Annotated in this window: 11 protein-coding genes; 3 read left to right on the top strand and 8 right to left on the bottom strand. The window is 48.5% G+C overall.

All coding sequences use genetic code 11. The features are described 5' to 3' along the window. Positions 1-9: 9 nt before the first annotated feature. From PQI28_RS09435 to PQI28_RS09400, 8 genes are all read right to left on the bottom strand, one after another. On the bottom strand, positions 10-927 hold the full coding sequence (locus PQI28_RS09435) for a glycosyltransferase family 2 protein (protein WP_339963119.1): 918 nt from the start codon (positions 925-927) through the stop codon (positions 10-12). After that, positions 870-2141, bottom strand: a complete 1272-nt coding sequence (locus PQI28_RS09430) for a glycosyltransferase (protein ID WP_339963118.1) — start codon at positions 2139-2141, stop codon at positions 870-872. The genes PQI28_RS09435 and PQI28_RS09430 overlap by 58 nt, the downstream gene beginning before the upstream one ends. A 23-nt stretch (positions 2142-2164) precedes the next feature. Next, entirely contained in the window at positions 2165-2866 is a 702-nt protein-coding gene (locus tag PQI28_RS09425) for a CpsD/CapB family tyrosine-protein kinase (protein WP_339963117.1), read from the bottom strand. Next, complete coding sequence (locus PQI28_RS09420; protein ID WP_214816768.1) at positions 2829-3614, bottom strand: YveK family protein; 786 nt, start codon at positions 3612-3614, stop codon at positions 2829-2831. Before PQI28_RS09420 ends, PQI28_RS09425 begins: the two co-directional genes overlap by 38 nt. Before the next feature lie 122 nt (positions 3615-3736). After that, a complete protein-coding gene (locus tag PQI28_RS09415) occupies positions 3737-4894 on the bottom strand; it encodes a glycosyltransferase family 4 protein (protein WP_337874161.1) in 1158 nt (385 codons plus the stop codon). A 13-nt stretch (positions 4895-4907) separates the two neighbouring features. After that, positions 4908-5960 (bottom strand): glycosyltransferase family 2 protein, encoded by a 1053-nt coding sequence (locus PQI28_RS09410; RefSeq protein ID WP_214816761.1) that lies wholly within the window; start codon positions 5958-5960, stop codon positions 4908-4910. A 190-nt stretch (positions 5961-6150) separates the two neighbouring features. Beyond that, a complete protein-coding gene (locus PQI28_RS09405; protein WP_339963116.1) occupies positions 6151-7062 on the bottom strand; it encodes an NAD(P)-dependent oxidoreductase in 912 nt (303 codons plus the stop codon). Beyond that, the gene (locus tag PQI28_RS09400; RefSeq protein WP_339963115.1) at positions 7059-7904 is read right to left on the bottom strand and encodes an aldolase/citrate lyase family protein; all 846 of its coding nucleotides are present in this window, start codon (positions 7902-7904) and stop codon (positions 7059-7061) included. The genes PQI28_RS09405 and PQI28_RS09400 overlap by 4 nt, the downstream gene beginning before the upstream one ends. A gap of 231 nt (positions 7905-8135) precedes the next feature. Here PQI28_RS09400 and PQI28_RS09395 point away from each other — a divergent pair, with 231 nt between their 5' ends. From PQI28_RS09395 to PQI28_RS09385, 3 genes are all read left to right on the top strand, one after another. Beyond that, on the top strand, positions 8136-8783 hold the full coding sequence (locus PQI28_RS09395; RefSeq protein WP_214784410.1) for an acetyltransferase: 648 nt from the start codon (positions 8136-8138) through the stop codon (positions 8781-8783). Between the two features lie 229 nt (positions 8784-9012). Then, positions 9013-11136, top strand: coding sequence for an NAD-dependent epimerase/dehydratase family protein (locus PQI28_RS09390; protein WP_214784413.1), 2124 nt, complete (start codon positions 9013-9015; stop codon positions 11134-11136). Continuing rightward, the gene (locus tag PQI28_RS09385; protein WP_339963114.1) at positions 11126-11995 is read left to right on the top strand and encodes a hypothetical protein; all 870 of its coding nucleotides are present in this window, start codon (positions 11126-11128) and stop codon (positions 11993-11995) included. The genes PQI28_RS09390 and PQI28_RS09385 overlap by 11 nt, the downstream gene beginning before the upstream one ends. The last annotated feature ends 2 nt before the right edge of the window (positions 11996-11997 follow it).

Here is an 11997-nt window from a genome sequence, read left to right as displayed (position 1 = left end):
TCCTTTTCGTTAGCGATAACGTAAGTCCATGACACCGCGATAGACAGACAACGCACGATGATATAAATAGGATCTACCTTGTAGCCACCTCTGCTCCCGGTAAGATAACAGACGATGACCGTCGTAACGTGTCATCAACTCTTCCCGCACATCAGGTGCGGTAGAGCGATAGATAGCTCGAAAGACTGTCTTTTGCTTGGAAGGTGACTCAAGCCGTTTCAACAACTGTTCAAAGAAGCGCCGTGACTCGATCGGGGCCACATCCGAAATCCGCTTCGTCTGCTGTTTCGGATGAACGCGCGATTTGACATAAGGGTTGGTCGTCACGAGAAATTCGTATCCGGCAAGCGCCATATCGACCCAAAGCACCCAGTCTTGGATATAGCGATAGTTCGTCGGGAACATCCCTGCCTCTTCAAACGCCTGCTTCGGGACGAGTAATGCACACCCGCTCAGACACGCCTCTAACATTAAATAATCAAACATCTCGTCACTCGTGTAAAAGCCTTTCGTACGCTTCCGAAGTCGTTGAATCGGGCGCCCGACCTCATCAATCAAGTCCGTCCCACAAGATAGAATCGTCTTCTGCTTATTGTCCATGCGGTCGAGGAGTTTGATTTGATGTGCGATTTTCTCAGGTGTATATAAATCATCGTGACTGAGCCACGAGAACCATTCTCCTCGCATCTTCTCAATCCCAAGGTTCAAGGCGGTCGATACGCCACCGTTCTCCTTCTCAAAATAGCGAATGCGATCACCGAACTGTTTGGCGATGGCTGCCGTCGCCCCACCATCCGTCGACCCATCGTTCACGACGATCACTTCAATCGGTTCGTACGTTTGAGCGAGTGCACTCTCGATCGTCTCGTTCAAATAGTCCGCTCCATTGTAGACGGGGATGACGATGGAGACGAGTGGCTGTGCCATAGTGAATCCCTTCCTTTCTGATTGATCAATTCCTGATAGACGTCCAAGTAGTCTGCGACGCGATGTTCCATCCGAAACGCCTGATGGGCATGGGTGACACACGCTTCCGTATAAAACCCTTTTCCATCTCGTTTGATTCGCTCGATCGCATCGACGAGAAGGGCCGGATGACTGCCGGATACGACAGATCCGCACGAGGCCGGGACGAGCTCTGGATTTGCCGTCCCATCTAAGACAATCGCTGGCGTGCCACACGCCATCGCTTCTGCCGTCACTTTCCCGAATGACTCTTCTTCAGATAAGTTCAAAAAGACATCGGCGAGTGCATAATATTCTGCGAGCTCTTCCGGACGGTTCGTCGATGGGATGTGGATGATGTGTTTTGGCAACTCGATGTCTGGCATCGCACCGACGAGTAGGATGGTGACGTCCGGGAGCCGTTCCGCCAAATCCATCCACTTGAACAATCCTTTCGAGTCATCCCAAGAGCTCGCTACCCCGAGGAGCACAAAGCGATTCGTCAGCCCGAGTCTCCGCCGCAACAACGCCGTATCCCGTGGACGGAAAATATCCGTGTCGACCCAGTTGTAGATTCGACGGATGATTGAAGATTGCCCGAGAAATGAAAACCGGGCCTCCGTCGTGATCCAATCCGACACCCCGATGACAGCGAGCCGAGGAATCGCTTGGAACCACCTTTTCTTGTCTTGCCACATCCGGGCGGTCCGATCGAGTCCCCAACTCGGATTATCGAGGGCGAGTCGCGGACAGTTTCCGCACCCAGATTGCCAGCGGTCGCATCCTGAACTCGTGTAATGCGTACATTTACCGGTATAAAACCAGCAGTCATGCAGCGTCAGGACCGTCGGCGTGTCGGTTTCAGCTAACCACGTCAACAGCGTCTCCAAATGCATATAGTTGGAGTGGAGGTTATGCAGATGGACAACGTCAGGTGGAGTGGCTTCTAATCGACGGATCAGCTCTTCCGTCGCTCCTTTCGAGGCATATCCTTGCTTGCCGGTCAGTCTCGACAAGAAAGCATGACGCTTTTGATCGAACGGCGAGCCGATTCGAATGCCTGTCTCACTGTCCGGTCCCGTCGCATAGGCGACGATACTCTCATGACCAGACTGATTGGCGATGGTCGAGAGCTCTTTACAAATTCGCCCTGTGCTCTTTTCCTCATTGATCGCGTTAATGTGTAAGATGCGCATCGTCCTTCGCCTCCTCTCCTGGCTCAATCGTATTTGTAGTGATAATGACGTTCTTTTCCTTTGTCTCGCTTATTCATGACAAGACCGAGGATGTTCGCACCCGACAGTTCAAGCTGCTCTTTCGCTTTCAACACATAGTCTCGGTTCGAGTTGTCGCAACCGATGACAAGGATTGTCCCGTCCGCCTCACTCGCGACAATCCGACTGTCCGCGACCTGCATGATGGGTGGCGCATCTAAGATGATCATGTCATACGATTGCTTGATCTCTTCAAGCACCCGTTTCATCATCGGAGAAGCGAGTAATTCCGAAGGGTTCGGAGGAATCGGTCCGGCCGGCAGCATATACAGTTTAGGCACTTGAGTAGACTGAATCGATCGCTCGAGCGTCGTCCGTTTGGCGAGCACAGTCGAAAGCCCGAGTTGCCCTGGAAGTTGGAAAGTGAAGTGGGCTGTCGGTTTTCGCATATCACAATCGACGAGTAAAACACGCTTTCCAAGCTGCGCATAGACGATGGCCAGATTGGAAGCCGTCGTCGATTTCCCCTCTCCTGGTGATGCGGACGTGACCACAATCGTTTGTAAGTCGGCTCCAAGCGAGGTGAATTGTAAGTTCGTCCGAATCGTCCGATATTGTTCGGCGATGGGAGACTGCGGATTCACGAGGGTGATCAAGCTTCGTTTCGTTTCACGAACTTTGTCTTGTGTCTTTGGTAGGTGGAACATTTGTCTCGTCTCCTTTCGCCACTGGATTGACGTCTTCTTTTACAGGTTCCGGTTTCGACCGCTTCGCGGCCATGTCTCGCTTTTCAATCACAGGAATGTTTCCGATGACCGGTAGCGCCAGTAGCTTCTCTGCTTCCTTCTCATCACGGATCCGTTTGTCGAACGTGTAACGGATGAGTGCGAGCACACTTCCGATGACAAACCCGACAATCAAACCGATGCCTGTATACATGACCGTACTCGGTGCAACGGGATCGCTCGGCACGTCAGCAACCGATAAAATCCGGACGTTATCGATATTCATGAGATCCGGGATTTCATTGGCGAATACTTCCGTGATGACGTTCGCGATATTCGCGGCGACGACCGGGTCGCTATACTCGACGACGATATTGATGACTTGGGATTCTTCCTCACTCTCGACCAACAACACTTCGCTAATATCATCCGGCGCGTTCGCCACTTGCTCCTGTACCTCGTTTAAGATGGCAGGACTCCGCATGATGACACGATACGTATTAATCAACGAGAGCGATGACGAGACCTGGGTACTGTCGACAACGTTTGAGCCGGCTTCTTGCTTCGGTACGATCAGCACCTGGGTCGATGCTTCATACGTCGGCTCGATCACATATTGACTGACATAATAGGCCGCTCCTCCAACGATCATGACCGTCAAAAGAATCAACAGTTTACTCTTTTTAAAGACAGCGAGTAAATCCGATAGGAGCATCGTCTGACTATTCACGGGTGAACCCTCCTTCAACTATTCAGCTGCATTTCCTAGTGTCTAGAATCTTGGTGTGCTTACTACTTACCCCTGCTCTTCTGACAAATCAAAAGAAATGGTGACCATCTTTTTATAAACTATCAGGAAGGACGTCGATTCCTGAATGTATCGTAAATCTGCTTCATCTCTTCATGGGAACGCTCGACATCAAACGCCTTGGCTGATTGTGTATTATGCAACCCCATCTGATGAGATAATTCGAAATCCAGTCGCATCGTTCGAATGGCGCGTGCGAATCCTTGAATATCATTCGGGGCACACTTGAAACCGGTCACCCCGTCGACCGAATAATCGTTGATCCCATGCACATTCGAGGTGATGATCGGTAACCCTGCCGCCATCGCCTCAAGCGCCGCCATCCCGAGCCCTTCTCGTTTAGATGGGAAGACGAAACAGTCTGCCGCTTTCATCACTTCAAACACATCATCCCGAAAACCGAGGAGCTGCACTTGATTCGTGAGGTTCGTCTCTCGAATGACTCGCTCTAATTGAGGTCTCGCGTCACCCGTTCCGGCAATCCAGTAACGGATGCTCGGATCACCGAGTTCGGCAATCGCTCGAATGATGGTCTCGTGATTTTTGTTCTCGTTCAATTCTCCGACGGACAGTAAGACGAAATCGGTATCGGTGTCCACCCCGAGCGACTGACGTTTCAACGGGCGATTGATATGAACCTGTTCGATTCGTTTCGTGTCGACCCCGATCCCTGGAATGCGGAACGTGTGCGTCGTTTTAAATGTCTGTGCTCTCGAAAAGTCTTCCTGATTGATCGTCACGATGGTATCGGTCAATCGGGCAAGTGTCCGTTCGACCGGATAATAGAGCATCCAGTTGAGAGAAGGACTGCCTTTGAAGAAGTGAAACCCGTGAGCCGTGTACATACATGGCGTATCGGTCTGTCTTGCGACGAGGCGCCCGATGACGCCACCAATTGGGGAGTGACAATGAATGAACGCATACGACTGTGCCGTCATGACACGTTTCAATTGTTGGAATGCCCGGACATGCCCGTTCATTTTTTTGATGTCTCGCTCGAAGTCGATTTGAAAAAGGGTGACCCCTTCCTCCCGTAAACTTTGTTTGACGCGTTCGACCTTTTCTTCGCTATACATACTGCCCCATTCAAAATTCGTGGCGACGTGCACCTCGTATCCCATGTTTTGAAGGGTCCGGATGTTGTCACGGTTGAAACTTTCAATCATCGATACGACCGATGCGACCATGAGGACTCGTTTCATATTGAATGCCCCCTCACACGCGTTTCCGCAAGTAGTTCACGCTGCGGAGCATCAGGACGAGTGGCACGGTCCGTTCGTGCTTACATAATTGGAAGAACGTCCGCCACTTCAAATCGAAGTAACGCATATCCATCTGGGAATACGCCTCTTTGTATTCTTTTTGTTGGAGCACTTGTCGCAACACTTCAGCTTGTGCGAACAGCGGTTTGTTGGAACTCAATTCGTTTAATCCGATGCCGATCATGCTGAGTGCGATCCGATTATAGAGGGCACGTGTATAATCTTCTCCGAGATCATGTTCTTCAATGTACGTCATGAGCATATGGAAGAATTCGAGTCGTGAGTTCACGAGATTACGTTGATAAACACTCGTCTCAGACTGTCCGTTCGTCTTACGGTAGTGATAGATCGGATAATCGATGTAAATAAAGCGTTGGCAATGTTCGAGTGCTTGAATTTGAAAATAGAGGTCGACAAATGAACCGTACGGACTACGAAACGAGAGATGACGAATCAAATCCCGATGGTACAAAGTGATACAATTCGAATTCAGCGCATCGACCGTCTCCGGATGTGCCAGTTCTTCCCCGACGAGTCCGAACAAACGACGATGGACGAAACGTCTCGTCTCTTCGGCGTTGTACGATAAGAAATCTGCCTCAAAGATGCGCTTCGGCAAGGACCGTCCTTCATACTCACGGACGTACGTACCCATGACGGCATCGGCGCGTTCCGCTTCTGCATGTGTGACGAGAAGCCGAATCGCATCAAGATCTAACCAATCATCGCTATCGATGAACATCATGTATTCACCGGTCGCCATTTGAAGACCCCGGTCGCGGCAGAATGAACAACCACGATTCGTCTGGTCAATCAGAATGACGCGTGGGTCATCATCAAATTCCAGCATGATGTCGAGACTTTGATCCGTACTGCCATCATTGATACAAATGATTTCAAGGTGGGGATACGTCTGATTGACGAGACTGTTTAAACATTGACGTAAAAAAGCGCTCGTATTGTAAATAGGCACGATGATACTGACGAGCGTGTCAGGACGTTGCATGTGCGTTCACTCCTTCTTCGGTGCAGAGTCATGGTGTCGGTGAGTTACTATAACTCGTTGTTCCCATTCGATTTTTTGAATAAATACGAATTGAAATGAGTAGCGAATAATTTTTTAGTGAATTATCATAAGGGCCTCTTTTGAAGCGGCACAACAAAAAAACAGACCGAATATTTCGGTCTGTCCCTCGTCACGTGGTAGATGGTTGTTCATTCTGTAGATTTGCGAGCACGTTCTGGAAGAGTCGGTTGTTCACCTGATCCGATACATAGGAGTTGTGTGGCGTGAGACTCACCCACGCAAACTCATACAACGGATGACTCGGTTGAATCGGCTCCGTTTCGAACACGTCGAGCGCGACGCCGAAGAATTTTCCTTCTTGGAGCGTCTCGACAAGTGCATCCTCGTCGATGATTGCCCCTCGTGCCACATTGATGAGGATCGCATCTTCTTTCATCGCCGCAAGCGCATCCCGATCGATCAGATGATACGTCTCGTCCTTGAGCGGTAACGCCAAAATGACGACGTCGCTCTCTTTCAACACATCATGGAGTTCGTCCAATAACACATAGCGATCGACAAACGGCACGTCTTTTTCACGGTGCCCGACACCAATCAGATGCATATCAAATGCGCGCAGTCGTTTGGCGATCGCCTCACTGACGTTGCCGACACCGAGTAGTGTGACCGTCTTGCCCGTCAATTCAAGTAACCGCCGTTCTTTTTCCCATTGTCGGTTTTGTTGCTTCTCCCGAAACGCAGCCCCATGTTTCATAAAGTCGAGCAATTGCCAAACGACCCATTCCGCCATCGGCACGGCATATGTATCGCCGGCGTTATAGATGCGGACCCCTCTTTCTTTCAAGGCTTGAACGGGTAAACGGTCAAGGCCGGCACTCACTGCTTGAACGACCTGCAATCGAGGAAAATCTTCAAGCGCCCGATATGCAAACACGTTTTGGCAGACGAGCACCTCCACTTCAGATACATCTCGTTCTTGAATGTCCGACTCTTTTTCAAGAATGGTGACGTTGTGGCCTAACTGTTCAAGTCGTGCTTGTTGGTCGAGGGATAGACGCATCCCTGTCACCCATACGTTCATGACAACATTCCTTTCTGTTGTTGTATTTCTAATGTGATGGCTTGAACTTCGTCGACGAGCCGTAGACGATTTTGTTCAAACCATTCCACAGGCATCGTTTCGAGTTGTTGCTCATATGCCCTAATTCTCCATACCCCTTCTCGGAACGTTTGAGCCTGCCGTGACGACACTTTTGTCGCATTTCCGATATGACAGAAGCTCCGAGACAAAATGACGCACGACGAACCGAGGCGGACATGCTCTGGAATGATTCGCTCGGCAGGCACCCGCCCCTCCCCGATTCGGGCGATCCCACCGAAGCCATACGGGATACCGGCATCACGGATTTGCGTGACAATCGCTTCGACGAGTCCATTCGTGAGCGGTTCAAATAGAAACGCCTGACCATAACTCAAATGAAGATCATTCAGTCCGATATGAATCGAATCGATTCCGTGTAAACGTAATACGTCCGGCATGCACGCGACCGCTTCTTTCGTCTCACAGAGAAGACAAACTTTGACGCGCCCCCCGACCATGTCGATAAATGTCTCCACTTCAGCTACCGTTTTATAATATGGCAACATCAACATGTCCGCACCACGAAAAATCGCTTCGTTTATTTCGAAACGTGACCCTGCATGAATCGGATTGATGCGGACGAGCAACATCGCATGTTTCAAGACGGAACGGATGCGACTGACATCGTGCATCGAATGTCTTGAAATGACCGTGTCGAGATGTCCCTGTCGTTCCTCTTTCCCATTCAATTCTAAATCCACAAAGATGAGATCGACTCCGTTTTGTTCAGCTAACTGTGCAACTTCTGGTTGATTCGTAATGTACATAAACGCCAAAGACATCGTCCTAACCCCCTTTTACAAAATCACTACGATTTGAAATTAGCCATCGCCAAAAACAATGAAACAGAAAAAAATAGCATCTTTTTGAAACGACATACGTCTTGCAAAATAGCATTCCAAATTCATGCTCGCCAATTCTTTTCCGTTTTGTTTGAAATCAAGAGATTCGGCAATACTGTCATTACAGACAAATCATTTCGACATTTTTCGGCAAGAAGGGGTGACTTCCAGATGGAATGGATTGTGATTTTTGGTGCAGGTGGTCACGCGCAAGTATTGATTGATATGTTGGAACTGACAGGGATTTATCGAATTGCAGGCATTTATGATGATAGTCCACATTTAATCGGTAAATTCATTCTTGGATATCCAATCCTCGGGAGAATCGGTTCAAACACGGCTATCCGAAAAGGAATCATCGGAATTGGGGACAATGATCAACGCGCACTCATTGAGCAGCGAATACGAGAACGAATGCCAGACTTTGAATTCATCTCTGCCGTTCATCCTAGCGCCATCATCGGCAAAAATGTCAAGATTGGTCCAGGTGTCGCTGTAATGGCCGGAAGTGTCATCAATCCGAACACGCGACTCGACGCACACAGTGTCGTCAACACGATGTCTTCTGTCGACCATGATTGCCACCTCGCACCGTTTTCTTCTGTGGCGCCTGGTGCTCACCTTGGTGGCAATGTTCGTCTTGGCGAACGCTCTTTCATCGGAATGGGCGCGACAGTCATCCATAATATTCACATCGGGTCCGATACCGTCGTCGGTGCCGGCGCGACTGTCGTTTCCAACTTACCGAGCCAAGTCATTGCGTTCGGGACGCCGGCCAAAGTCACACGGAAGCGTGACATCCAAGAGAAATATCTATAGGTAAAAAGTTCCAACCGTCATTCATCAATCGGTTGGAACTTTTTATTATTCTCATATATCTTTTGTCACATTATGTCGCATCCTTTATGAAACATAAATTTTTCGACTAAAAACGACAAATTATCAATGAAAGTCGTTTGAATTTAGGTAAATTAAAATATCCTTATATTATAATATTTCATACATATTTTTATTTCTTTATAAAATTATTTCACGAAGGAGATCGCCCATGAACATTCTCATTACAGGAGGCTATGGTTTTTTAGGCAGTTCGATCGCCGAACGGTTCTTCAAAGAAGGGCATCGTATACATATTCTCGACAATCTCATATCCGGCTCAAAAGATACAATCGACTTCAAACATCGCCACTTGTCGGCAGACGTGGCCGACCGTAAGTGTGAGACATTTTTCAAAACGTATGCGTTTGATGTCGTCATCCATTGCGCGAACAGTTCAACCGAAGAGCACTCACACCCAACGACAGATGGTCTATTCAATTTGTTGTCCTTGTCTGAAAAATATGGAGTCAAAGAGTTTGTCTCCTTTTCATCAGCTGATGGATTCGAATTCGATGTCGATACAGACATACCTGAGACAGCGTCACTCGTTCCACGCTCGCCTTCTGCGTTAAATGAGCGACACGGCGAGGAGTACTGCCTGCACTGGGGCAATCACTCTGCACTCTCTACATTAGTTTTCCGCTTGTCTTCCGTGTATGGACCGAAGCAACATGTTAGTCTCACGAGTCGATGGATCCACGACCTCATGTCGACGACAAATCCGGAGCATCTCCGACTTCCTTTATCGCGTGACAGTCAAACTGATTTCATTTTTATCGGAGATGTAGTGGAAGCCGTATATCGGGGCGTGATCAGTGAATTATCGGGACTGTATCACCTGTCTTCGGGTGAACCGACTTCGATTAAATCATTCTGCGCATACCTAGGGATCCAACCACCACTTGCGAATCAACATGTACCGAAACATCAGCCCAGCCTCGACAACCGTAAATTGAAGACAGATTTAGACTGGGTACCTCGATTCGGTTTGGAAGAAGGGCTGCACGTAACGAAAAGTTATTATGCACAACAATCGTCATCCACATCGCCCCACCCAATTTCAAAAGAACGTCGATTTAAGAACGTACTCAGCCATCCGATCCTACGAACGCTAGAGAACCTCACCTTGTTCCTTCTGTTCTACATCGGGTCTCTTTTACTGACACCGATTGTGGATACGCCGGACTATTGGTTCATTTATGTCCTCTTGGCAGCACTGTTGTTCGGTAAGTCCCAAGCACTCATCGCTTCCCTCCTCGCTGTCGGGGTCCATCTCTACGAGAGTGCATCGATTGGTCGAAATATCCTGTCTCTCTTTGTCGACAACTCGATTTTGGCCACGTTCACGATGTACTTATTGATTGGTCTCGTCGTCAGCTATGTGATGGAACGTCGAAATATTGAAATTCAATTTTTAAAAGACGAGTTGGCCGCAACGACCGAACGGCATACGTTCTTGAGCGAAATCTACGAAGAAACGCTCACCATCAAAAATCAGTTACAGCAACAGATTCTTCACTCAGAAGAGAGTATCGGAAGTGTGTATGAAGCGACGCGTGCCCTCGACAGTTTGGAACCAGAAGGGCTGTTCGTCGGATCGATTTCGGTTTTGGAGAAGACGCTAAAAGCTAAACATTTTGCGATTTACATGGTCAATCAGTCATCTTTCGCCCGACTCGCGGCAAAATCGGCTGATTCTACTTTCGCACCACGTAACTCGTTAGAAATCGTAGAGCAGACGGTGATTCATGAAGTAGTCACTTCTTCCGATATTGTTTTCAATACATCGCTAACGCCTGGTGAGCCTTTATTCGGTGCCCCGCTCATTCGTCAAGGCGAAGTAGTGGCCGTTGTCCTATGTTACGAAGTACCATTCCAGAATTTGACCTTGTCTTACCGCAATTTGATTGATGTCATGATCCGCCTCATCAACTCTTCACTCGATCGCTCGCTCGGGTACATTCATGCGATTCAATCTGATCGCTATGTCGGCAACACGAACGCATTGAAACAAGAGTACTTTGAGCGCATCCTCATTCAAAAAGAACAGGCACAACAGGAATTAAATATCCCGTATACGCTCCTGCTCATCGCAGAAGACAACAGTGAATCCGTCATTCAGAGCACGGATACGACGCTACGGACGACCGACTATTTAGGCTTCCGAACAGATGATCGATTGTATGCCATCCTGTCGAACGCGACGAAAGAAGAGTCACAAATCGTCATCGAACGTCTCGCACGTAAGGCGATTCGTGCCGAAGTCGTGGAGGACGTCACCTATGTGGATTAATCTTTTGCTGTTTCATTATGGCGTGTCTTTACTTGTCTTGCTTCTTTTGTTCGTGAAGCGACGCGAAGACGTCATGCCAAGCTTCTTCTTGTTGTTGGCACTCCCCTTTTTCAGTTGGGGAATCCTCTATTATTTGCAACGCTCGAAGCATAGAGATGCCGAACTGCCAGATTGGTTACTTCGAAAAGAGACGTATGAAGATGTGTCGCTTCAACGACCAGATTTGTTGAACGAGACGAATATGATTTCCCTACAGGATGCGCTCATCCTCAACTCCAACCAAGTGAAGCGGAAGACGCTGATGAACGTATTAAAAAATGACTTTCTTCAACAAGCCCCGCTTCTCGCAGCAGCGCTCAAGAGTGAGGATAACGAGACGTCACATTATGCGGCAACCGCGCTACAACAGGCAAAATCATTGTTATCCAAACAGCTTCGACACGTGGAACGAGAGCTAGCAGAACGTCCGAACGACTTAAGTGTCATGATTGACTACTTGAACATTTTGAAGCAGATGATTGATATGGAATTTTTAGATCGACGCACACAAGTGAAATATACGTATTCCTACTTACATGCGTTAACCACCTTGATTGAACTGGGAGGGATGATCAATCCCGATTATCATGTCGAACGAATCCGGGTTGCACTTTCTCTAGAAGAGTATGACCAGGCGCTCGCAGCGAGCGAGCTCTTTTTAAGACAATATCCACGTCGTGAACAGGCCTACTTCGAGGCGATGCATGTTCATTATGTGATGAAGAACGTCAAACAAGTGCATCATATGGTCGATGCGCTTCGTGCATCCGACATTCGTCTCTCACCAGAGGGACTCCAACAATTACGATTTTGGATATAGGG

Source organism: Exiguobacterium sp. USCH10, assembly GCF_037619445.1.
Taxonomy (GTDB): domain Bacteria; phylum Bacillota; class Bacilli; order Exiguobacteriales; family Exiguobacteriaceae; genus Exiguobacterium; species Exiguobacterium aestuarii_A.
Note: the sequence above shows the minus strand (reverse complement) of the source record. Positions and strands in the feature narration are given on the sequence as shown.